19 protein-coding genes are annotated in these 23,437 nt (G+C 62.5%); 13 read left to right on the forward strand and 6 right to left on the reverse strand.

Features of this window, described 5'->3' with window-relative positions:
- The first annotated feature begins 752 nt into the window (after nucleotides 1-752).
- Complete coding sequence (locus AACQ43_RS02745; protein ID WP_168965793.1) at nucleotides 753-1,202, forward strand: C40 family peptidase; 450 nt, start codon at nucleotides 753-755, stop codon at nucleotides 1,200-1,202.
- A gap of 55 nt (nucleotides 1,203-1,257) precedes the next feature.
- On the opposite strand, the gene AACQ43_RS02750 is transcribed toward AACQ43_RS02745, so the two are convergent.
- Nucleotides 1,258-1,551, reverse strand: coding sequence for a hypothetical protein (locus AACQ43_RS02750; protein ID WP_005299095.1), 294 nt, complete (start codon nucleotides 1,549-1,551; stop codon nucleotides 1,258-1,260).
- A gap of 215 nt (nucleotides 1,552-1,766) precedes the next feature.
- Between AACQ43_RS02750 and AACQ43_RS02755 the strand changes: the two genes are divergently transcribed.
- Genes AACQ43_RS02755 through AACQ43_RS02770 form a run of 4 tightly spaced genes read left to right on the forward strand, consistent with a single transcriptional unit; the run spans nucleotide 1,767 to nucleotide 5,508 of the window.
- Nucleotides 1,767-3,197 (forward strand): coniferyl aldehyde dehydrogenase, encoded by a 1,431-nt coding sequence (locus AACQ43_RS02755; RefSeq protein ID WP_168965795.1) that lies wholly within the window; start codon nucleotides 1,767-1,769, stop codon nucleotides 3,195-3,197.
- Between the two features lie 10 nt (nucleotides 3,198-3,207).
- Entirely contained in the window at nucleotides 3,208-3,801 is a 594-nt protein-coding gene (locus AACQ43_RS02760) for a TetR/AcrR family transcriptional regulator (protein ID WP_168965797.1), read from the forward strand.
- Nucleotides 3,791-4,306: an SCP2 sterol-binding domain-containing protein gene (locus AACQ43_RS02765; protein ID WP_168965799.1), complete on the forward strand. Its 516-nt coding sequence runs from the start codon at nucleotides 3,791-3,793 to the stop codon at nucleotides 4,304-4,306. The genes AACQ43_RS02760 and AACQ43_RS02765 overlap by 11 nt, the downstream gene beginning before the upstream one ends.
- A 17-nt stretch (nucleotides 4,307-4,323) precedes the next feature.
- Nucleotides 4,324-5,508: an iron-containing alcohol dehydrogenase gene (locus AACQ43_RS02770; protein ID WP_168965801.1), complete on the forward strand. Its 1,185-nt coding sequence runs from the start codon at nucleotides 4,324-4,326 to the stop codon at nucleotides 5,506-5,508.
- Nucleotides 5,509-5,541: 33 nt separating this feature from the next.
- On the opposite strand, the gene AACQ43_RS02775 is transcribed toward AACQ43_RS02770, so the two are convergent.
- Together AACQ43_RS02775 and cysM are read right to left on the reverse strand one after the other, a co-directional pair.
- The gene (locus tag AACQ43_RS02775; protein ID WP_168965803.1) at nucleotides 5,542-5,823 is read right to left on the reverse strand and encodes a hypothetical protein; all 282 of its coding nucleotides are present in this window, start codon (nucleotides 5,821-5,823) and stop codon (nucleotides 5,542-5,544) included.
- Between the two features lie 166 nt (nucleotides 5,824-5,989).
- Nucleotides 5,990-6,895 (reverse strand): cysteine synthase CysM, encoded by a 906-nt coding sequence (gene cysM / locus AACQ43_RS02780; RefSeq protein WP_045529675.1) that lies wholly within the window; start codon nucleotides 6,893-6,895, stop codon nucleotides 5,990-5,992.
- 134 nt (nucleotides 6,896-7,029) lie between these two features.
- On the opposite strand from cysM, the gene AACQ43_RS02785 reads away from it, so the two are divergent.
- The 6 genes from AACQ43_RS02785 to AACQ43_RS02810 all read left to right on the forward strand — a co-directional run bounded on the left by AACQ43_RS02785 (nucleotide 7,030) and on the right by AACQ43_RS02810 (nucleotide 12,388).
- Nucleotides 7,030-7,287: a GNAT family N-acetyltransferase gene (locus AACQ43_RS02785; RefSeq protein WP_011705401.1), complete on the forward strand. Its 258-nt coding sequence runs from the start codon at nucleotides 7,030-7,032 to the stop codon at nucleotides 7,285-7,287.
- Nucleotides 7,277-7,897 carry a nucleotidyltransferase family protein gene (locus AACQ43_RS02790; protein WP_168965805.1) on the forward strand — a complete coding sequence of 207 codons (621 nt, stop codon included), beginning with the start codon at nucleotides 7,277-7,279 and terminating at the stop codon, nucleotides 7,895-7,897. Before AACQ43_RS02785 ends, AACQ43_RS02790 begins: the two co-directional genes overlap by 11 nt.
- Nucleotides 7,898-7,967: 70 nt before the next feature.
- A complete protein-coding gene (locus tag AACQ43_RS02795; protein ID WP_146062354.1) occupies nucleotides 7,968-9,791 on the forward strand; it encodes a SulP family inorganic anion transporter in 1,824 nt (607 codons plus the stop codon).
- Nucleotides 9,792-9,937: 146 nt separating this feature from the next.
- Entirely contained in the window at nucleotides 9,938-11,284 is a 1,347-nt protein-coding gene (locus AACQ43_RS02800) for an MATE family efflux transporter (RefSeq protein ID WP_168965807.1), read from the forward strand.
- 11 nt (nucleotides 11,285-11,295) lie between these two features.
- Entirely contained in the window at nucleotides 11,296-11,886 is a 591-nt protein-coding gene (locus tag AACQ43_RS02805; RefSeq protein WP_029303482.1) for a hypothetical protein, read from the forward strand.
- A gap of 286 nt (nucleotides 11,887-12,172) precedes the next feature.
- Nucleotides 12,173-12,388: a YdcH family protein gene (locus AACQ43_RS02810; RefSeq protein WP_011705396.1), complete on the forward strand. Its 216-nt coding sequence runs from the start codon at nucleotides 12,173-12,175 to the stop codon at nucleotides 12,386-12,388.
- Between the two features lie 379 nt (nucleotides 12,389-12,767).
- Here the strand turns inward: AACQ43_RS02810 and AACQ43_RS02815 are convergent, their stop codons facing one another.
- From AACQ43_RS02815 to AACQ43_RS02825, 3 genes are all read right to left on the reverse strand, one after another.
- Nucleotides 12,768-13,748 (reverse strand): DUF4917 family protein, encoded by a 981-nt coding sequence (locus AACQ43_RS02815; protein ID WP_168965809.1) that lies wholly within the window; start codon nucleotides 13,746-13,748, stop codon nucleotides 12,768-12,770.
- 268 nt (nucleotides 13,749-14,016) lie between these two features.
- Entirely contained in the window at nucleotides 14,017-17,622 is a 3,606-nt protein-coding gene (gene nifJ / locus AACQ43_RS02820) for a pyruvate:ferredoxin (flavodoxin) oxidoreductase (protein WP_168965812.1), read from the reverse strand.
- Nucleotides 17,619-19,280, reverse strand: a complete 1,662-nt coding sequence (locus AACQ43_RS02825) for an NAD(P)-binding protein (RefSeq protein WP_168965814.1) — start codon at nucleotides 19,278-19,280, stop codon at nucleotides 17,619-17,621. The genes nifJ and AACQ43_RS02825 overlap by 4 nt, the downstream gene beginning before the upstream one ends.
- 390 nt (nucleotides 19,281-19,670) lie before the next feature.
- On the opposite strand from AACQ43_RS02825, the gene AACQ43_RS02830 reads away from it, so the two are divergent.
- Together AACQ43_RS02830 and AACQ43_RS02835 are read left to right on the forward strand one after the other, a co-directional pair.
- On the forward strand, nucleotides 19,671-21,485 hold the full coding sequence (locus tag AACQ43_RS02830; RefSeq protein ID WP_168965816.1) for an MOSC N-terminal beta barrel domain-containing protein: 1,815 nt from the start codon (nucleotides 19,671-19,673) through the stop codon (nucleotides 21,483-21,485).
- 222 nt (nucleotides 21,486-21,707) lie between these two features.
- Nucleotides 21,708-23,420 (forward strand): methyl-accepting chemotaxis protein, encoded by a 1,713-nt coding sequence (locus AACQ43_RS02835; protein ID WP_168965818.1) that lies wholly within the window; start codon nucleotides 21,708-21,710, stop codon nucleotides 23,418-23,420.
- The last annotated feature ends 17 nt before the right edge of the window (nucleotides 23,421-23,437 follow it).

Here is a 23,437-nt window from a genome sequence, read left to right on the forward strand (position 1 = left end):
TGTCATGACATTCATTATTCTCGCCGTGAATTAACAGCGTTGCGGTGAATGCATTTATTGCTGACAGAACAAGGATCGCGATGCGATCTAAGGTGGATGATTCGGCATGCGCCGAGGCTATTACACGGGAGTCGCGCGCTGATGGCAATCGTCCCTCAAGGTCGCCTGAGCGCGCCTTGCATCTCGCACCGTGCCCGTTGGCTTGGCGGTAGCGCCCATCGGCCTGAACGATGGTGCGATAGCCTGATGCCGCAGGCCTCCTGGTGCGAGGAAACACTCACTGCTATGGACCGGATATCATGGGATGGCCCTCCTCTGTCTGGTGATATTGTCAGCCGACGCCAGTCATTGGCCGAATATTATTATGTGAACCAGTTGCGGGAATATACCCAGAGATATCTTGTGGTGCTGCCATCATATTGGCGGTGAAAATGACGGGATCCCTTGCCACTTATTTGATGGTGTCATCATAACGAATTAACCCTGAGACAGAACGTGACACAGATCACGAGGCGGCGTCAACAAGGTTAATTATTATTTCATGCCAAGGTTGATTGGAATAACTACTTTAATATTGAAATGCTCATTCAAGATAATCGGCAAATATTATTCAAATGAATACAAATAATATTATCACCCTCTGCATTTGCGCCTCTTTTGAGGTAGCCAGAGGCTGTTTCTTGCAAGCAAGGCTATGTTCGAGCCCCGAACCCCGTTTATGATGGAGACGTTGTCGTCTCGAAGGAGCCCCCATGGATTGCAAATGGCTGCTACCCCTGCTGACCCTGTTGCTGGCCGCCTGTTCCAGCACACCCGAGCCTGCCCCGCCGCGGCAGCAGAGCAGCGCCTTTGAAGGCTTCTATCAGCAGTGGCGCGGCGTACCCTATCGCATGGGCGGTTCGGATCGGGCCGGCCTCGACTGCTCCGCCTTTACCCAGCTTGCCTACCAGCAGGTGATGGGCTTCAACCTGCCCAGAACCACCGAATCCCAGGCCAACCTGGGCAGGCCGGTCGATCGCTACCGGCTGCAGCACGGCGATCTGGTCTTCTTCAAGACCGGCTGGCAGCAATACCACGTCGGTGTCTATACCGGCGGCGGGGAGTTCATCCACGCCTCCACCAGCAAGGGGGTGATCCGCTCACGCCTCGACAACGTCTACTGGAACAGTCGCTACTGGCAGGCGCGCCGCCTCACCCAGTGACCGCCATAAAACAACAGGGCCCGCGACGGGCCCTGTTGTTGATTCAACGGATGGCTCAGTGTTTGCGATGCCAGCGCGGCGAGGTGGCCCGCTCACCCCAGGGGGTCACGCAGGGCAACAGCGCCCCCTCGATCACCTTGTCGCTGCCGGCCAAGGCCTCGGCAATCTTCTCATGCAGCACCCGCAGCAGGCGCCCCTCCTGTTCGGCCAGGGAGTGACCCGCGGCAAAAAACTCGCGCTGATGCTGCAGCGCCAGCTTCTGGGCAAATTCATAGGTGTTGAAGCAATCCGGCATCCGCTCGACCACATCTTCCAGGCGGGCCAACAAGCTGTTCAGTTCCCTGGTCATAACTCTCTCTCCTTGTCGGTTGATAGCCAAAAACTACCCCTTATTGGATAATTCACCAACCCCGAATCCACGAAAGTGTGGAGGCCAGCACAGTCGCCGGGTGAGTCATCCGCGCCCCATCCTAAGCCAACGGGCAAAACTTTACAGCCAGTTAACAAGACGCTAGATTTAGACCGACCGACCAATCAGTCGGTCCCTAACCAGCGGGGTATGCCATGGAAGCGATGCAGTTGCAGGAGGCCACCGACAAGTTGTCGCTCCCGGCCAGACTGGCCAGACTCAGAGACGCCTGTCAGCAACATCCCATGCCGAGTTTGAGCGAGCGCAGAGCCCACCTCAGCCAGCTCAAGAGCGCCCTGATCGCCCACAAGCAGCCGCTGTGCGATGCCCTGGCCAAAGACTATGGCCAGCGCAGCGACTACGACAGCATGATTGCCGACATCCTCCCCTGCGTCATGCAGATCAACTACACCCAGAAACGGATCAAGCGCTGGATGCGCCCGCACCGCCGCCACACCGGCCTGCTGCTGGCACCGGCCCGGGTAGAGGTGTTCTATCAGCCGCTCGGGGTGGTCGGCATCATAGTGCCTTGGAACTTCCCGGTGATGCTGAGCCTCGGCCCCCTCATCAGCGCCATCGCCGCCGGCAACCGCGCCATGCTGAAGCTCTCCGAATTCACCCCGCACACCAACCGGGTGCTGCGTGAGCTGCTGGACGGCGTCTTCGACGAGCGCGAGGTGATGGTGATTGAAGGTGACGCCCAGGTGGCGGCCGCCTTCAGCGCCCTGCCCTTCGATCACCTGCTGTTTACCGGCTCCACCGCCGTGGGCCGGCTGGTGATGGCAGCGGCGGCCCCCCAGCTCACCCCGCTCACCCTGGAGCTCGGCGGCAAGAGCCCCTGCCTCATCGCCCCCGACATGCCGCTGGCACTGGCGGTGGAGCGGATGATCTTCGGCAAGAGCCTCAACGCCGGCCAGATCTGTGTCGCCCCCGACTATGTGCTGCTGCCACGCGGTCAGGAGCAAGCCTTTGTCGAGGCCTATCGCGATCACTTCGCCCGCCTCTATCCCCAGGGGCTGGGGAGCCAGGATTACGGCTCCATCATCAATGGCCGCCAGTATGAACGGCTCACCAGCTGGCTGGCCGAAGCCGAGCGGGCAGGCGCCCAGATCCACCCCTGTGGCAGCCCGGCCCGGGACGATGGCGCCCACCGCCTGCTGCCCCATCTGCTGACCGAAGTGCCCAGTCACTGCCAGCTGATGCAGCAGGAGATTTTCGGCCCGCTGCTGCCGATCGTGCCCTATGACTCGCTGGACGAGGCGCTCGCCTACATAGCCGCGCGGCCCCGCCCACTCGCCTTCTACCTGATGAGCCTGGACCCCGCCCTGCAGCAAAAGGTGATCCGGGAGACCCACTCCGGCGGCATGGCCATCAACGACAGCCTGTTCCAGGTGGCGGCCGACGACGTGCCCTTTGGCGGCATCGGCGCCTCCGGCATGGGTCACTACCACGGCCACGAGGGGTTTCTCACCTTCTCCAAGGCCAAGACCGTGCTGAGCCGGGGGCGCTTCAGCACTGGCACCATGGTGCACCCTCCCTATCGGCGCTGGCACCAGCGGCTGATGATGGCCCTGTTTTTGCGCTGACGAGACCAGCATGAACACACCCGTGACCGACAAGCGCCGCCAGATCCTGGATGCCGCCCTTGCCCTCTGTGCCGAAGATGGCTTGCAGGGCGCCGCCACCGCACGCATCGCCAAGGCAGCCGGGGTGGCCAACGGCACCCTGTTTCACCACTTTCCCAGCAAGGAGGTGCTGATCCAGAGCCTCTACCAGGACATCAAGCTACGCCTTGGCGCCGCCATCACCGAGGCCGACGCCGCCCTGCCCCTCAAGGAGCAGGCACGCCACTACTGGAGCCAGGCGATGGCCTGGATGCAGGCCCACCCCCACGAGCTCAAGTTCGTGCTGGGCTTCTTTCACTCCCCCTTGCTGGCTCGTCCGCTGCGCAGCCAGATCCTGAGCGACACCTTGCGTTTTCTACCCCGCCTGCTGGCCCAGGGCCAGGCCAGCGGCGAATTGATGCAAGCTCCACCGGCCCTGATGCTGGAGGTGTGCCAGGGCCAGTTCCTGGCCTGCGCCTCGCTGTTTGTCGACCAACCTGAACTGGGACGGGACGGCCACTGGCAAGCCAGTGCCTTCGCCCTGTTCTGGTCAGCCATCTCGGGAGTTCACGCCTATGCACAATAGACACCTTGATACCCTGGCGGCGCTGGGTCGTCGCCTGTGGATCAGCTGCCTGCTCTGGATCATCGGCCGCACCCTGTGCCGCGCCGCCCGCATCGACGAGGCGGTGCGCCAGGAGCTCGCCCCCCTGCCGGACGGGCTCACCATCCGGCTGGAGGTGAGCGGCATGACCCACGGCCTGACCATTCACAAGGCGGCCGGCCGCTGGCAGAGCGGCCCCGCGCCCGACACCGGCGGGCTGCATCCGCTGCGGGTGCGCTTCAAGCATTCCGCCATCGCCTTTCGCGCCCTCAGCTTTCGGCTCGGGGTCAATCAGGCGTTCAGCGAGAACCGTCTGCTGGTGGAGGGGGATCTCACCGTCGCCATGCACCTGGTGCGGGCCCTGGAGCAGCTGCAGGCGCTGATCCTGCCGGCCTTCATCGCCCGCCCCTTGCTGCGCCACTATCCGAGCCCACACCACAAGCTGAGCCGGGCCTGCCACATCTACCTGGGTCTGTTGACCGGCTGAACGAGAGGATGAGCACCATGAGTCGCTATTACGATTTTTTCTGTCCGGTCAAACTGATGGCGGGCGAGCAGGCGCTGGAGCAACTGGCCGGCGAACTGGCGGGATTGGGGGCGCGCAGGCCGCTGCTGCTCACCGACAAGGGGGTCAGCGGCACTGGCCTGGCCACCCTGCTGGCCGGGGTGCTGGCCGAAGGGGAGCTGCCGGTGGCCGCCATCTGGGACGAGATCCCGGCCGACTCCTCCACCGCCGTGGTGGAGCGGATTGCGGCCCGTCACCGAGAGCTTGGCTGTGACAGCCTGGTGGCGCTGGGCGGCGGCTCCGTCATCGACACCGCCAAGGCGGTCAACATTCTCGCCTCCATGGGGGGGACGCGGCTGCTGGATTACGCCGGCGCCGGCTGCCTGACCCGGCCGCTGCAACCGCTGGCGGTGGTGCCCACCACGGCGGGCACCGGCTCGGAAGTGACCCTGGTGGCGGTGATCAAGGACGAGGCGAGCGGGCGCAAGGTGCCCTTTACCTCCCCCTTCCTGCTGCCCCAGCTGGCGGTGCTGGATCCGCGCCTCACCCAGGGGCTGCCGCTCAACATCACCGCCGCCACCGCCATGGATGCCATGACCCACGCCATCGAGGCCTTCATCGGCAACGCCAAGAACCCGGTCAGCGACGCCCTGGCCCTGATGGCGGTAGAGAAGATCGCCAGCGCCCTGCCCCAGGTACTGAACAACCCGCAGGACAAGCGGCTGCGGCTGCAGCTGGCGGAAGGCTCCACCCTGGCGGGCATGGCCTTCTCCAACTCCATGGTAGGGCTGGTACACGCCCTCGGCCACAGCCTGGGGGCCCGCTGCCACCTGCCCCACGGCCTGTGCATGAACCTCTTCCTGCCCACCGTGCTCGACTACAACCGGCCGGGCATCGATCCTGAACTGGCCCGCCTGCTGTTGCCGCTGGTGGGGGCCGAGCGCTTTGCCGCCATCCCGGCCGCCGCGCGGGCCCAGGCCGCCATCGAGGCGTTGCAGGCGCTGCGCGATACCCTGTGGCAGGCGGTCAAACTGCCGCGCACCTTGCGCGAGGCTGGCGTCACCGACAAGGCGCTGCTGCCCGAGATCCGCGATCTCGCCATCAACGACGGCGCCCTGCTCTACAACCGCAAAGATGCCGACCGCACCCAGCTGCTCGGCCTGCTCGAGCTGGCCTGGGAGTAATCAGACAGAGGCCCCGCATCGCGGGGCCTCCTGTTACCAGCTGATGGTGGCGCCGGCGCCGTAGTTGTCGCGCGCTTCGGGCGTTTTTTCGCGCCAGATGGACTCCTTGTTGCGGCGCACGGCCTCTTCCCGCTCCTGCTTGCGCTCCCAGACGGGTTTTACCTCGTCCAGCGGCCGCTCGTGTTTCTGCCCCTGGTGATCAATCACCGAGCACTGCTTGTCGCCGCACTGATAGGCGTAGGGTTCGACGGTACAACCCGCCGTGGCCAGACAGAGGCCAAACAGAGAAAAACGAAGAGAGGAAGGCAAGATCATGGGACGCTCCTGTTTGCATCGGTCAACCAAGGGCGCCGAGTGTCAAACAGGAGGCAAATGGAATCAACCCTGCCAGCAGGGTTGATTGTTACAAGGGGTACACAGTGCAATGTATCAGCAAGCTGTTGATACATATCACGTTAATCATCGCGCTGACGCAGTGCTCTTACACCTGCTCGTCGCTGAACACCCCGGTGGAGAGGTAGCGATCCCCCCGATCGCAGATGATGGCCACCACCACCCCCTGTTTGATCTCTGCCGCCACCCGCAGCGCGCCGGCCACGGCGCCCCCCGAGCTGACCCCGCAGCAGATCCCCTCCTCCCGCGCCAGCCGGCGCATCATGGCGAGCGCCTCCTGCTGGGTCACGTCCAGCACCCGATCGACCCGGGCAGGCTCGAAAATGGCCGGCAGGTAGGCTGCAGGCCAGCGCCGGATCCCGGGGATCTGGCTCCCCTCGGCCGGTTGCAGGCCGATCACCTGCACCGCCGGGTTCTGCTCCTTGAGGTAGCGGGAGACCCCCATGATGGTGCCCGTGGTGCCCATGGCCGAGACGAAGTGAGTGACCGCCCCCTCGCTCTGACGCCAGATCTCGGGGCCGGTGGAGAGGTAATGGGCATCCGGGTTGGCCGGATTGTTGAACTGATCGAGCACCAGCCCCTCGCCCCGTGCCTGCATCGCCAGGGCGAGATCGCGCGCGGCCTCCATGCCGCCCTCCACCAACACCAGCTCGGCGCCGTAGGCCTGCATGGCATCGCGCCGCTCCTGGCTCATGGTATTTGGCATGATGAGTCGCATCCGGTAGCCTCGCGCCGCCGCCACCATGGCCAGCGCGATGCCGGTGTTGCCGGAGGTGGCCTCGATGAGGCGGGCCCCAGGCGCTAAGTGACCGCTCGCCTCCGCGCACTTGATGAGGTTCAGCGCCGGCCTGTCCTTGACCGAGCCGGCCGGGTTGTTGCCCTCCAGCTTGACCAGCAGGGTGACACCGGGGTGGGGATTGATGCGACGCAGCGCCAGCAGGGGGGTATTGCCGATCAACTCTTCCAGCGTGGCAAAAGCCATAATGGGATCCATCCTTCGTGAACTGTTCTATACCTTGGCTAGCGGGTATGTACCCGGCCGGGCTCGCAGTGTAAGCGACCCCGAACAGTTGGCAAAGGGGCGCCAACATGGTCAGATAACCCCATCCCCCGTACCGAGGAGCAAGCATGAGCGAGATCATTCATCAGGCCAACCAGCAGCAATTCATCTGTGTGGTGGATGGCAAGGAGTCCAGGCTGCGTTACCGGCGCCTCGACGCCAAGACCATCGACGCCTACAGCACCTTCGTCCCGCCCGAGCTCAGGGTACAGGGGATCGCCGATCAGCTGGCGCGCACCTTCTACAGCTGGACCCAGGCAGAAGGGCTCACCATAGTGCCGAGCTGCAGCTACATCGACGTCTGGTTGCGCCGCAATGCCGGCTGACACCCAGACGCATCACAGCACGCCAGCTTCGCATACTCGCCAGAGCGCCCAGGAAGCCAACCTGCAGGCACAGACCGAAGCCCTGCTGCGGGCAGATGATCAGCGCATGGATTGCCTGCGGGCAGCCCGTGAACTGGCACTGCCCGACTGGGCGCTGGGGGCCGGTTTTATCCGCAACCTCATCTGGGATCACCTGCACCGCAAATCGGTGCCGACCGCCCTCAACGACATCGACCTTATCTATCTGGATAGCGCCGACCCGGATGGGTTGGCGGAGGCCGAACACGAAGCCTGGCTCGCCACCAGAATGCCGGGCCAGCAGTGGGAGGTGCGCAACCAGGCCCGCATGCATGTGCGCCAGCTGGTGCCCCCCTTCACCAGCTCGCTCTCGGCCCTCAGCCACTGGGTGGAGGTGCCCACCTGCATCGGAGTCCGGCTGCTGGCTGACGATTCATTCGAGTGGCTGGCCCCCTACGGCTTTGCCCCCAACTGGTCCCTGCAGGTGGATCCCAACCCGTGCTGCCGCCAGGAGCGCCGGGTCTTTACCGAGCGGGTCAAGGCCAAGGAGTGGCAACGGCTGTGGCCTGACCTGGTGGTGAACTGGCCATAACCTGATTGCAATGTTTCGATAACCTTGGGCACACTAAGGAAAAGCTGTTTGTAACTCAATGGGTTAAATAATGCGCGACTTCTTCTCACTCGAACGCTGGCTACCGGGCCTCGCCGCCCTGCTGCAATACCAGCGGGCCTGGCTGATGCCGGATATGCGCGCTGGATTGTCGGTGGCCGCCGTGGCTCTGCCCGTGGCCATCGCCTATGCGGAGCTGGCCGGCGTGGGGCCGCTGGTCGGCCTCTACTCCTGTATCCTGCCCATGCTGGTGTACGCCCTGTTCGGTACCTCCCGCCAGCTCATCGTCGGCCCGGACGCCGCCACCTGCGCGGTGATCGCCGCCGTGGTGACACCCCTCGCCGCCGGGGATGCCACCCGCCACTGGCAGCTGGTGATGACCATGACCGCCATGACCGGCTTCTGGTGCCTCATCGCCAGCCGCTTCAAGCTGGGGGTGCTGGCGGACTTTCTCTCTCGCCCGATCCTGATGGGGCTGCTCAACGGGGTGGCTATCACCATCATGGTGGGCCAGCTCTCCAAGATCTTCGGCTTCACCTTCAGCGAGCGCTACCTCATCGAGCGGATCGCCGGCGGTGCCAGCTACATCACCCAGACCCATCTACCCACCCTGGCCATGAGCCTGACCGCTCTGCTCACTCTGCTGCTGGCCAAGCGCTTCAAGCCGGCCTGGCCCTCCTCCATGGTGGCCATGGTGGTGACGGCGGGGCTGGTGTGGGCGCTCGATCTCGGCCAGTTTGGCATCGCTACCCTGGGCGCCATCGGCTCCGGCCTGCCCGCCTTCCAGATGCCGGAGTTTCCCCCCGGTCTGATGCGGGAACTGGTGCTGCCGGCGCTCAACCTGGCCATGGTGAGCTTCGTCTCCATGATGCTGACCGCCCGCAGCTTTGCCGCCAAGAACGGCTACGAAATCGATGCGGACAAGGAGTTTCGGGCCCTCGGCATGGCCAACCTGGCGGCGGCAGCCTCTCAGGGCTTTGCCATCAGCGGTGCGGATTCGCGCACCGCGGTCAACGACGCCAACGGCGGCAAGAGCCAGCTGGTCTCCATCATCGCCGCCGCCGTCATCGCCCTGGTCACCTTCTACCTGACGGCGCCGCTGCAATACATCCCCACCGCCGCCCTTGGTGTGGTGCTGGTGATGGCATCTTTGTCCCTCACCGACTTTCGCGGCCTGTGGGCCCTGCGCCACTCAGACAGCGCCGCCTTCTGGCTGGCGCTCATCACCTTCATCAGCGTGCTGGCCATGGGGGTCATTCCGGGCATCACCCTCGCGGTGCTGCTGGGGCTGTTCCAGTTCCTGCGCAACGTGATGCGCCCCACCGACCAACTGCTCGGCATGGACGACGAAGGGGTCGTGCGCACCCTGGGAGACAACGAGCAGGCCAAGGCCATTCCCGGCATCCTGGTCTATCGCTTCAACTCGCCGCTCACCTACTTCAACGCCCCCTACTTCAAGCGGCGGGTGCTGGCGCTGCTGGTGCAGGATCCCCACAGCCCCAAATGCCTGGTGGTGGATGCGGTGGCCTGCTTCACCCATCAGGACATCAGCGTGATGAGCATGCTGGGGGAGCTGCACAAGGATCTGAAACGGCGCGGTATCCACATGGTGATGGCCGGCCGCCACGGCCAGATGAGCCTGTGGCTCAAGCAGGCCGGGATCCGGGTCGGCGACGAGGGGATCATCCTCTGCCCCGACATGTACCAGGCGCTGCGGATGACCCGCTGCTACCGCGAGCCGGTGTTCAAGGATGACGAGGTGGTGGAGAGCACCACTGAAGCCATCCTCTCGCGCTGGCCCCAGGATGATGCCCTGCCCGATTCGGCGCGCCTCACCCTGCCAAGCGAACAGGAAGCGGGCGCCACCCCGGCCTGATCCAGTGCTGGCCCTGCCCATGGTGGCAGGGCCAGCGCTCTCTTCCCCTGCTTGGTCACCGCCGCGATTGCGCCTCGCACCCGCTTGGTGTTAAATGCCCGTCCAGATGGCGCTGACGAGGGCCATCCCCAGTATTTGGACACCCCATGCAGACTCAATCCCATGCAGGTCCGGGCACCCTCTTCTCCCTGACCTGGCCACTGTTTATCGATCTCGCCCTGCACTTTCTGACCGGGGCTCTCAACACCTTCATGGTGGGTCACGTCTCCTATCAGGGGGTCGCGGCGCTCGCGGTCGGCAACCAGGTGTTCGATCTCGCCATCACCTTGTTCAGCTTCGTCAGCATCGGCACCAGCGTGGTGATCACCCAGTATCTGGGGGCCGGCGACAAGGAGAAAGCGCGCGTCGTCATCCACACCGCCATCGGTTTCAATCTGCTGGTGGGGCTGGTGGCCGCCGTCGGCGTCATCGCCGGGGCCAGTACCATGCTGGCGCTGATGAACCTGCCCGCCAACCTGATGAGCGATGCCACCCTCTACCTGCAGATCATCGGCCTGTGCCTGCTGCCGGAAGCGGCGGCGCTCTGCCTAGCCGCCACCCTGCGCGCTCACGGCCACACCCGTCAGGCCATGTACGTGACCCTCATCGTCAACCTCATCACCTTCGTCGGCAACCTGCTGCTCCTCTACGGCTGGTTCGGCCTGCCCCAGCTCGGGGTGGCCGGGGTCGCCATCAGCACGGTGGCGGGTCGCATCGTCGGGGTGGTACTGCTGATATGGCTGGTGGCGCGCAAGACCGGCATCCGGTTGCGCCTGCCGGAGATCGTCAAACCCAGCCGGCTGATGCTGGGCAAGGTACTGCACATCGGCCTGCCGGCTGCCGGCGAGAACCTCTCCTGGATGCTGCAGTTCATGGTGGTGACCGCCTTCGTCGGCCTGCTCGGCGACAAGGCGCTGGCAACCCAGTCCTACTTCTTCCAGATCTGCCTGTTCATCCTGCTGTTCGGCCTCTCCATCGGACTTGGCAACGAGATCATCATCGGCCACCTGGCAGGGGCTCGCCGCTTCGAGCAGGCCTACCGCCAGTTGCTCAACAGCCTGAAGCTGGGGCTCGTCGTCACCGCCTTCATCGCCTTGCTGGCGGCTCTCAACGGCCGCACCATCATCAGCCTGTTCACCGATGACGCCGACATCATCACCCAGGTGGCGCAGCTGTTCTTGATAAGCCTCATTCTGGAACCCGGCCGAACCTTCAATCTGGTGGTGATCAACGCCCTGCGCGCCACCGGGGACGCCCGTTTCCCGCTCTACATGGCGCTCGTCTCCATGTGGGGGATTGCCGTTCCACTGGCCTATTTCCTTGGTATCATGCAGGGTTATGGACTGGTCGGTATCTGGTTGGCGCTCGCCTGCGACGAGTGGGTGCGCGGTCTGGCCATGTTCTGGCGCTGGCGCAGTCGTCGCTGGCAAAACAAAATTCTTGTTGAAACATAAGCGGAATCACAATGAAGAAGATAGGACTCTTGTTGGCGGCCATCCTGCTCAGCCCGCTCGCCATGGCGCAAACCGCCCCCGCCGCCCCCAAGGCACAGGCGGCCCAGACCTGGTACGTGGCCCCCATCGCCATCGATGAAACCAGTGAAGCGCAAAAAGCGCTGACCAAGGACTTCATGGCCCAGATGATCAAGACCATCAAGATCAACGAGTACCAGACCGGCAAGGCGGTGGGCAAGACCAAATCGCCCAAGTGGCTGATCCGCACCAAGCTGATGCCCGCAAGCCAAGAGCCGCTGGTCGGCAAGAAGCACCCGCAGGGCCTCACCTACGGCAAGGGCATCCCCACCCAGGAGATCGTCGGCGAACTCATCATGAACGGCACCCTGGTGGCCCATGTGGGTCAAGGCTGGCGCGAGCCCATCGTCCCGGGTACCCCGGTGGCCGAGAAGATCACCATCGCCAACTATCAGTACGCCATCGGCAATGAAGCCAAGGCCGCGGATCTGGAAGAACTGGCGGCGCAGATCGGCTTCGAGGTGGGCAAGGTGATCGCCCGCGATGGCAAGCCGCTGCCCGAGAAGAAAAAGAAAAAAGAGTAAACGCCACACCTGTTACCAAGAAGGGGCCCTGCGCCCCTTTTTGCTGCCAGCCTGGCAGCCACAAGCTGTCATCCGGCCGTCACAATTGTGATCCATCCGGCACTTTTCAGACTCTCTGCTTACCGACAAAAGTCTTATCAGCTTGTGATTCAAACAGTTAAAAATCGCCCGTCGAATACAGCAAATCATTGGTCCCGAATTGGAGCCAGATCACATTTATCTCGCGGGGGACGCGGTAGTTTGGTCTTGCAGGCACAATCAAACGAAACCAAGGAGGCCGCATTACATGTTCCCAGAGTACAGAGAGCTCATCTCGCAACTGAAGAGCAGTGATGTCCATTTCCAAAAGAAGTTTGACTTGCACAACGACCTGGATGTGGAGATTAGAAAGTTGGAAAAGCATCACGCCAGCGACTACAGCTCCGAGGTGAAGGATCTGAAAAAACAGAAACTTAAACTGAAAGAGGAGATCTACGACATCCTCAAACAACATCCACAATAGACGCCTCGACGAATACCTGGATAAGCAACTTATCCTGCCAGCCCGGCCCGACGCCGGGCTTTTTGTTGCCTCTCATGACTGTGCGGGGCAGACCATATCAGGCCGCCTTCTTGGCGCAGCTGACCGTGACCGCCACTGACTTGCCTGCCGCCAGCAGAGTCCGCACAGCGGCAACCCCAGCCACCCCGCCTCCAGAATGCCGATCGTCCCGACGAAATGTTGTTCTGTCATCGTCCCTTCTCCTGCTTGACGCTATTTGCCCCGCAGCTTACCTGCCTTGGTAAGAAAAGGAAGCCTTGGCCAACTCTCCTACAGCCTACAGATAGACAAATGCCGCCGAGGTGGCGACATTTCGAGGGTCACTCAGATACAAACTCGCTTAAAGCCAAATTGGGGCGCTAGCAGCATCATAGAATTCAATATTAATTCTCCTTGAGTCAAGAAAACGTCTGGCATTTGCTATCGTCTCTCTATTCTGATCGGAGTGCTCATCGCCAAAAATACTAATGTACACGTTATCTATATTGCTGTTATTAATTTGATTAAAAATATGCTGATCATTCTCAGCCATAGAATGACCATGAATAAATAAAGTACCACTTAGGTTTTTCAATGCTTTGAAGCATGCGTTAAGGTAGGGGTTGTGCTCAATACGGGAACGTTTTTTATCACATGTGGGCTCTGAAACAAACAATGGAAATCTACCTTGATTCAAGTTATTTCTTACTTGCTCCACTATGCTAATGTCAGCATCCCCTCTAAAAGCATGTTTTTTAATACGAGAACCATCATCATAGATATGGAGACCTCCATGTAGGAAGTAGACATTTTGACTATTCATGTTTTCCCAAGTGGTATAACGAAAACCATCATCCGTATTTCGGCCTATCGGTTCAATATTAAATTTATTAACAATCCAATACAGTAGTAAGTCATAATTCAGAGTGAAGATATTTTTAAACTGCATAATGAAAGGCTTTGCACATTCATATTGTTGAGTTGTTACATTACTAGATCTTAACGGATGGGTTTGAGAAATAACTTGAATTAGCGCATTTTTTAGGCTTTCCTGATCAGCTTGAATTTCATTAATTTTTGCTCGCTCAACGCCATAACTCTCACAAACAATTTCCGCAGCTTCAAGAGCTCTCATTACTTTTTCAAAGTCATAGGTGTTAAATCTAGTAAAGATCTCTCTAATAATTTCATCGCGATCGCCAAAGTTTGCACTGTGAAGCAAGTTTTGATAGTTAAAAATATTATAATCCCAAGCTTGGGAAAAACCATTCGCTAACAATATTGATGGTTTATCATCTGCTTCAAGATTATCCATTTTTTCTGCAAAGCTTCCCAATGGCATAGTTACCCCCCCCCTCGAATTAACACGTTAAAATTGAGATGATAGCCACTAATTATCAGCTTATCAATATAAGTTTCCTTAGCATACCCTTCTTAATTTCGTTTGGTAAACATACAAAGTAGATGGTCGTTTTATTTCCTAAAAATGAATCAAACCTTACTTTTACTGTCGAGTAGGTAGCTACTTTATTTATAGAAAAGTTGTTTTTTACCAATATAAAAAAGCGGGCCAGTGGCCCGCTTCGTTTTATGCAGAGTTAACCCAACCATCACACCGGCGGATGGAAATGGCTGGCCTCGCGGGTGGCCATCTCCTCGTAGGTGGCCCACTTCTGCCACGCCACTTTTTGTGCCACTTGCATCAGCCGTTCGGCCTCCTCCGGATGGCTCTGGGCCAGCACCCGATAACGGGTCTCCTCCTGCCGGTATTCAGCGAGGGGGATGGAGGGGCGCAGGCTGTCGAGGCTGAAGGGGTTCTGCCCCGCACTGCGCAGTACCGGGTTGTAGCGCATCAGCGGCCAGTGACCGGAGGCCACGGCGCGTTTCTGCTGGGTCAGGCCAAACTCCATATCTATGCCGTGGGCGATGCAGTGGCTGTAGGCGATGATCAGCGACGGGCCCGGATAGGCCTCCGCCTCACGCAAGGCTTGCAGCGCCTGCTGCGGGTTGGCACCAAAGGCGATGCGGGCAACATAGACGTTGCCGTAGGAGATGGCTTGCAACGCCACATCCTTCTTGGCCAGCGTCTTGCCCCCCGCCGCGAACTTGGCGACGGCACCGAGCGGGGTCGATTTCGACATCTGGCCGCCGGTGTTGGAGTAGACCTCGGTATCCATCACCAGCACGTTCACATCGCGGCCGGAGGCGAGCACATGATCGAGCCCAGCCGAGCCGATGTCATAGGCCCAGCCATCGCCGCCGATGATCCAGACCGAACGCCGCACCAGCTGATCAATCAAGGAGAGCAGCTCGCGGGCCTTGCCGGATTTCACCTCTTCCAGCCGCTCGCGCACTTGCGCCACCCGGGTACGCTGGGCACGGATCTCCGACTCCAGCCGCTGCGGGGCGCTGACAAGTGTCTCCACCAGCTCGACCCCGATCTCCCCCTTCATCGCCTGCAAGGCCGCCACCGCCTGACCGTGATGCTGATCGGCAGTGAGACGGAAGCCAAAGCCAAACTCGGCGTTGTCTTCAAACAGGGAGTTCGACCAGGCCGGTCCCTTCCCTTCACCGTTCTTGGCCCACGGCGTAGTCGGCAGGTTGCCGCCGTAGATGGAGGAGCAACCGGTGGCGTTGGCCACCAGCATGCGGTCGCCAAACAGCTGGGTCAGCAGCTTGAGATAGGGGGTCTCGCCACAGCCGGCGCAGGCGCCAGAGAACTCGAACAGGGGTTCGAGGAACTGGGTGCCGCGCACCGTGGAGAAATCCACCCGCTCGCGAGCAGGCCACGGCAGGCTCTCGAACCAGCGCAGCGCCTGCTTCTGGCCTGCCAGATGGGGGGCCTTGTCCATCATGGCGATGGCTCGCTCGCCTTCATGGCTTTCTCCTTCTGCACTCTCGCCTTGATGACGGGCATCCGCTCCGACCCGCACCGGACAAGCCTGCACGCACTGGCCACAACCGGTGCAATCTTCCGGATAGAGCTGCAAGGTGTAGCGGCTGTCGGGGAAACCCTTGGCGGTGACGGGCACCGACTGCGCTGCCTCGGGGGCGGTTGCCAGCCAGTCCTGATGGTAGAACTTGGCCCGCAGCGCCGCGTGGGGGCAGACAAAGACGCAGTTGCCGCACTGGATACAGATATCGGAGTGCCAAATCGGGATCTCGCGGGCGATATCCCGCTTCTCGAAGCGGCTGGTGGCGGTGGGGTAAGTGCCATCCACCGGCAGCATGGAGACGGGGATCAGATCGCCGCGCCCCGCCAGCATCTCGCCGGTGACGCGCTGGACAAACTCGCTGCCGCCCGGTGCCAGCGGCAGCGGATAGTCGCTGATCTGCTCCTCACCGGCCGGGATGGCCACCCGGTGCAGATGAGCCAGGGTGTCATCCACCGCAGCGAAGTTGCGCTCGACCACTTCGGGCCCCTTGCGGGCATAACTCTTCTCGATGCTCTCCTTGATCAGCGCAATGGCTTCGTCCCTCGGCAACACCCCAGCCAACGCGAAGAAGCAGGTCTGCATAATGGTGTTGATGCGGTTGCCCATGCCGTTTTGCTCGGCCACCCGATCGCCATCGATGCAGTAGAGCTGGATATCGAGGGCGCGGATGCGGGCACGCAGCCGCTCGGGCAGCTCGGCCCAGACCCGGTCAGGCTCATGGGGGGCATTGAGCAGCAGGGTCGCCCCTTCGGCGGCGTGCTCCAGCAGATCGACCGATTCGACAAAACCCCACTGGTGGCAACCGATAAAGCTCGCCTGCTCGATAAGCCAGGGGGCATCGATGGGCTCGGGGCCAAAGCGCAGGTGGGAGACGGTACGCGAGCCCGACTTCTTGGAGTCGTAGACGAAGTAGCCCTGGGCGTGGAAGCCCTCCAGCTCGCCGATGATCTTGATGCTGTTCTTGTTGGCGCCGACTGTGCCGTCGGCGCCGAGGCCAAAAAACAGCGCCCGCACCCGGCTGGCGGGCTCCAGATCACCGATGGGATGCCAGGCCAAACTGAGGCCCGACACATCATCCACTATGCCTACGGTAAAGCGCGGGCGCGGCGCATCGGATGCCAGCTCCTCGAACACCGCCGCGCACATGGCAGGGGTGAACTCTTTGGAAGAGAGGCCATAGCGGCCACCACTGAGCCACGGCAGCCGCTTGATAAGGCCGCGCTGCAAGCCGTCGATGAGGGCGCTCTGCACATCCAGCAGCAGCGGCTCGCCGCCCGCCCCCGGCTCCTTGGTGCGATCCAGCACCGCCATGCGGCGCACGCTGGCGGGCAGGGCATCGAGCAGCGCCTGTACCGGGAAGGGGCGATAGAGGCGAATGACCAGTACCCCGGTCTTGCGATCCTGCTGGTTGAGCCAATCCACCGTCGTGCGGGCGGTGGCCGCCCCCGAGCCCATCAGCACGATGACGTCGGTGGCATCCGGGGCGCCGTGATACTCCACCAGCCGGTAGTGGCGGCCGGTCAGCTCACCGAGGCTCTCCATGCACTGCTGCACCCGCGCCGGCACCGCCTCGTAGAAGGGATTGACGCTCTCGCGGGACTGGAAATAGGTGTCGGGGTTCTGGGCAGTGCCGCGCATCACCGGATGATCCGGGTTGAGGGCCCGCGCACGGTGGGCACGCACCCAGTCGTTGTCGATAAGCGCGCGAATTTCATCTTTATGCAGCGCAGTGATCTTGTTCACCTCGTGGGAGGTGCGAAATCCGTCGAAGAAGTGGATGAAGGGCACCCGGCACTGCAGGGTGACGCTGTGGGCGACCAAGGCCAGGTCCTGCGCCTCCTGCACCGAGCCGGAGGCGAGCATGGCAAAGCCGGTGCTACGAGCCGCCATCACGTCCTGATGGTCGCCAAAAATCGACAGCCCCTGCGCCGCCAAGGATCGGGCCGCCACATGGAACACCGCCGAGGTGAGCTCGCCGGCGATCTTGTACATGTTAGGCAGCATCAGCATCAGCCCCTGGCTGGCGGTGAAGGTGGTGGCGAGCGCCCCCGCCTGCAGGGCGCCGTGCACCGTGCCGGCCGCCCCCCCTTCACTCTGCATCTCCACCACCGTGGGGATGTTGCCCCACAGGTTGGTCTGCCCCTCCGCCGCCCAGGCGTCGGCCAGTTCGGCCATGGTCGAGCTCGGGGTGATGGGGTAGATGGCACACACTTCGCTCAGCTGGTACGCCACCCGGGCCGCGGCTTCGTTGCCGTCAACCATGATCAGTTCATGTTTCATTGGGACTCCTCCGGTTGGCGCAGCTCGATGGCGTGACAAGGGCATTGGTCATGGCAGGCACCGCAGCCGGTGCAGCGCTCGGCATCCACCAGATACCCCAGACCCGGCCCCAGCTTGGCGATGGCCTGCTCGGGGCAGCTGCCATAGCAGCCGTCGCACTCGAAGCAGTTGCCGCAGGAGTAGCAGCGCGCCGCCTCGTAACGGGCGGCCACCTCATCCAGTCCGCCGATGATCTCGCCAAAGTCGTCCCGCGCCGAGGGCGGCTTGACCGGCTGGCTGCTGGCCGGGGCATGGGTCTGGAACCAGAGTTGCAACTGCTCGGGCCTTACCAGCGGCTTCCCTGCCTGCAAATGGGAGAGCGGCTTGTGGTAGAGGCGACCACGCAGCCAGGCATCCATATGGCGCGCCGCCTTCTTGCCGTGGCCGGTGGCGATGGTGACGGTGCGCTCGGAGGGCACCATGTCGCCGCCAGCAAACAGACCCGGCACGTCCGTCATCAGGTTCTCGCCAACCTGCACCACTCCCTCCTTGTTGACCCGCACGCCAGGGATGCTCTCCAGCACGCTCAAGTCCACCTCTTGACCCAGCGCCAGAATAAGGGAGTCCGCTTCGAGGGTTTCAAACTTGCCGGTGGGCACCGGCTTGCCCTCGGCATCCAGCGCCATCACCTCCACTTCGATATTGGTGCTGTCGAGCTGGCGGATGGTGCGCAGCCAGTTAATCTTGATCCCCTCCTCCTCTGCCTCGTCGGCTTCGAAGGCGTGGGCCGGCATATGATCGCGGTCGCGGCGGTAGATGATCATCGCCTCCTCAACCCCGAGGCGGCGGGCAGTGCGGGCCGCGTCCATGGCGGTGTTGCCACCGCCGTAGATGGCTACTCGTCGTCCCAGTTTTGGCGGCGGCAAGCCTTTCTCCTCCGCCAGACTCGCCTGTTCGAGGAAGCTCACCGCATCGAGGATCTTGCCCGCCTCGCGGGCCGGAATGTCGACCCGCTTGGCCAGATGGGCACCGATGGCCATGAAGACGGCGTCAAAGCCCCCCTCGTCGCGCGCCTTGAGCACGTCTTCCACCTTGTGGTTGAGGGTCAGCGTCACCCCGGCAGCGACGATGCGGGCCACCTCCCTGTCCAGCATCTCGCGGGGCAGGCGGTAAGCGGGAATACCGAAGCGCAGCATGCCGCCGGCGAGCGGGCCCGCTTCGCGGATCTCCACCTGATGGCCGAGCCGGTTGAGGTGCCAGGCGCAGGAGAGGCCGGAGGGACCGGCGCCAATGACCAGCACCTTCTTGCCGCTGGCGGGTGCGGGGGGCGCAGGCAGCCAACCTTTGGCCAGCGCTTCGTCGCCGAGGAAGCGCTCGATGGCGTGGATGGAGACGGCATCATCCACCTGGGCACGGTTGCAAGCCGTTTCGCAGGGGTGATAACAGACCCGCCCGTGGACTGCTGGCAGGGGATTTTCTTCGATCAGTCGCTGCCAGGCCGCTTCAAAGCGGCCTGCTTCGGCCAGTGCAAGCCAGGCCTGGATGTTCTCGCCAGCCGGGCAGGCATGGTTGCAAGGTGGCAGGGCCGGCCGCCACACGGGTAGCCGAGTACGGACCGGGCCTGTTCCCGTTTTCTGGGAGAGATCCGGCTGTGGGGTCATATCCAGTTGTTTGCTCATACATTGCTTTCTTCTTTTTGTGTGACAGGCCCCATCCGATGGCGCTTGATACCGTTTTGCCTGGGCAGACGGTGGCCGGAGGGGGAAGAAGCGAAAGCGTTAGAAACTGGAAGCTGACTCGATAATGGACTGATTTGTGTACCGAATGACGGATCAGGATCAAAAAATGTTGCACTTTATGAGGTATGGAGTGCACAACGTGACCCGTGTAACATCTTGCCCGTCTGCAGGAGTCACCGCTCGGGCTCGCGCCCCGCAAGCAACACCACGCCGTTCTCCGGCCCCGTGAGCCGGGCGCATCAGGCCGCCCTCCTGCAACGATTGCTGCACGGAACAGCTCCCGTTATCTTGTCTCCTGCACTGGAACCACCACAGCACAAGGACCCGGCCATGCCCAAGCTCGCCAGCATTCATCTCTACCCCATCAAGTCGACGGCAGGCATGCCACTGACCCGCGCCCAGGTCACCGAAGAGGGGCTGCAGGGGGATCGCCGCTACATGGTGGTCAAGCCGGACGGCAGCTTCATCACCGCCCGCACCCATCCCCAGTTGCAGCAGGTAGTGGCCACCCCCATCGAGGGCGGTCTGCAGTTGCGCTATCCGGGCCTTGACCCTCTCATCCTGCAAGAGCGGGAGTTTTCCCGCACTCCTCGGGCCACCGGGGTCTGGAGCGACAGCTTCAGCGCCCTGCAGACCCAGCCCCAGGCCGATCAGTGGCTGAGCCAGGTGGCGGGGGAGCCGGTTCAACTGCTCTGGCTCGGCGAAGAGTCCGCCCGCTTTCGGGAGAAGACCGGCACCCGGGTCAGCTTTGCCGATGGCTATCCGCTGCTGCTCATCAGCCAGGCCTCGCTTGAGGATCTCAACCTGAGATCCGACGCGCTGCACCAGATGAGCCAGTTTCGCACCAACCTGGTGGCGAGCGGCACCCTCCCCTTCGAGGAGGACGGCTGGAAACGGATCCGCATCGGCGAGGTGGAGTTTCGGGTCGCCAAGCCCTGCAGCCGCTGCATCATGACCACGGTGGAGCCGGGTACGGATCGCTTCAATGCCCTCAAGGAGCCGCTGGCTACCCTCACCCGCTACCGGCGCGGCGAGGATGGCGAGGTCTACTTCGGCCAGAACCTGGTGGCCCTCAACGAGGGCTGGATTGAGGCGGGCAGCGAGATAGAGGTGCTGGAGCGCGCCCGCCCCCCCGTCTACCCCAACGCGGCCCCGAAAAAACGGGAGCTGGTGTGCGTGGCCCGCGAGCCACTGGCGCGGGATCTGGAGACCTTCTGGTTCGAAGCGGCCGATGGCGAGCCCCTGCCTGACTATCTGCCGGGCCAGCATCTGCCCATCAGCCTGGACATTGGCCTCGGCCTGCGGCGCGAGCGCCTGCAGCGCCGCTATACCCTGAGCTCCACGCCAGAGCGGCCCGAGCGTTACAGCATCAGCGTCAAGAAGGTGGGGGGCGGTCGCATCTCCCACTGGCTGCACCAGCAGTTGCAACCCGGTGACCGGTTGCTGGCCGCAGCGCCGGCCGGCGAGTTTCACCTTGGTGCCGGGCGCTCCCTGCTGCTGCTCTCAGCAGGCTCGGGGGTCACTCCCATGCTCTCCATTGCCCGCACTCTGGCCTTGCGCGGGGAGCTCGGTGACGTGCACTTCATGCACCTGTGCCGCAGCGAGGCGGACATACCCGCCGCCAGCGAACTGCACGCCCTGACCCAGCAGGGGATGGCCCTCACCCTGATCCTCAGCCAGCCCGATTCGCACTGGCAGGGGCTCAAGGGACGACTCGGCGATGAGCACCTCAAGCAGGTCAAGCAGCTCACCGAACGGGAGGTGTTTATCTGCGGCCCCCACGGCTTTATGGCCGATGCGGCCGCCAGACTGGCCGCCCTTGGCGTGCCTGCCGAGCGCATCCGCCAGGAGAGCTTTGGCGGCGCCATCCTCTCTGTGGCTCGCCCCCACCAGGCGGTGCAACTGCGCATCGGCAAGCAGAGTTTTGCCGGCAACAATCAGGGCACCGTGCTGGATCAGGCCCACAAGCAGGGGGTGGATCTGCCCTGGAGCTGCCGCGCCGGCATCTGCGGCAGCTGCAAGCAGACCCTGCTCGAGGGGGAGGTGGATCACCCCGATGCCCCGGCCATCACCGCCGCCGAACGTGCCGAGGGCAAGATCCTCACCTGCTGCGCCGTGCCACTCACCGACCTTGTCATCAAATAAGATGATCGAGTCTTGAAAAGGCCGGCCGGGCTACTTGCCCGACCGGTCTTCACGTCCCGTCAGCGGCCCGTTTTTTCTTTCTCGCCCCTTTTCGTCCCCCCGGCGCAACCTTGCCGGGCCCCGCTCCTATACTCACAGCAACAACAACAAAACCCCTCCGACGTAGCGGCCTTTGCCGTCTGACCAAGGGGGTTATCTGGTGAGAATAAGGACGCTCAAACCATGGAACAGAACAGACCCGCCTTTCAGCTCAACCTGCTGCTCTCCGTCATTACCCTGATCCTGCTGTCGCTGGTATTTTTTGCCTACAGCTGGTCAGAAAAGAAGGTGGAGCAGAGCTATCAACAGCGCTATCAATCCTATCTGCTGGCCGATGAACTGCGACAATCCTCTGACGATCTGACCCGCCTCGGCCGCACCTACGTAATCACCAAGGATCCGGCCTACGAAAAGCAGTACATGCGGATCCTGGCCATTCGCAACGGGGAGCAGAACCGGCCGCAGGGCTACAACCGCATCTACTGGGACTTCGTCGCCGCCAATGGGCAAAATCCGCGACCCGACAGCAACATTCGCCGCGGCCTGATCGACCTGATGAAGGACACCGGTTTTACCGAGGACGAGTTGGCCAAGCTCAACGAGGCCAAGAACAACTCGGATGCCCTGGTCAACACCGAGGTGGCCGCCTTCAAGCTGGTACAACAGACGGACGGCGATCTGGCCGCCAACCAGCAAAAGGCCATCGCCATGATGCATGACAAGGCCTATCACCAGAACAAGGGACGCATCATGTCCCCCATCGACGACTTCTACGCCATGATGGAACACCGCACCCAGCAGGCGGTGGACGATGCCACCAGCCAGTCCGCCATGCTGCGCTACCTGTTCATTGCGCTGGGCCTGGTGTTGATGTTCTTCCTCTGGCGCACCTACAAGGCACTGCTCGATCTGGTCGGTACCTCGGTCAGCCAGCTCAGAAGCGATCTCAACCGCCTGGCCGAGGGGGACTTCTCCCAACCGATCAAGGTGCCGGCTGGTGCCAAGGAGAGCCTGATCGGCCTGCTCGCCACCATGCAGGGCACCCTCAAGGGGATCATCGCCCAGGTCTCCCACTCCAGCGAGGAGCTCTCCGGCTCGGCCGACAGCATCGCCCAGATAGCGGAGCAGACCGCCCAGTTCGCCACCTCCCAGCAGACCAGCACCCAGACCATGGCGGCCGCCATCGAGGAGTTGGTGGTGAGCATCAGCCACCTCTCTGACAACGCCACCCACGCCGACGAGCTGAGCAAGGTCTCCGCCAACACCCTGGAAGAGGGCTCAGGGGTCATCAAGCAGACCCTCGACAGCATCCAGAGCATCTCGGATACCGTCTCCAACGCCGCCAGCAGCATCGCGGATCTCAACAGCCACACCCAGCAGATCTCGGAGATCATCGAGGTGATCCGCGGCATCGCCGATCAGACCAACCTGCTGGCGCTCAACGCCGCCATCGAGGCGGCCCGGGCCGGCGAGCAGGGGCGCGGCTTTGCGGTGGTGGCCGACGAGGTGCGCAACCTCGCCAGCCGCTCGGCCGCCTCCACCCAGCAGATCACCGGCATGATCGGCAAGATCCAGAGCGGGGCGGATGCCTCCATCCGCAGCATGGAGAACACGGTCAACAACGTCTCCCGCGGGGTAAGTCTGGCCAGCCAGACCGGCGAGGCCATCGCCAGCATCCAGAACCACGCCTCCAACCTGACCGGCCTGATGGGGGAGATCAGCCACACCCTGCGCGAGCAGTCCACCGCCGCCAACGAGGTGGTCTCCACCGTCGGCAACATCACCTCCCTCTCCGAGCAGTCGGGGGACGCTGCCCGCCACGTCTCGCAGGAGGCGGCCAAGCTCAAGCAGTTGTCACGGCTGCTGCGCCAGGAGATGGCCCACTTCAAGCTGTAGCCTGCGCGCACAAAACA

It is taken from the genome of Aeromonas sp. DNRA1, assembly GCF_963888745.1.
Lineage (GTDB): Bacteria > Pseudomonadota > Gammaproteobacteria > Enterobacterales > Aeromonadaceae > Aeromonas > Aeromonas hydrophila.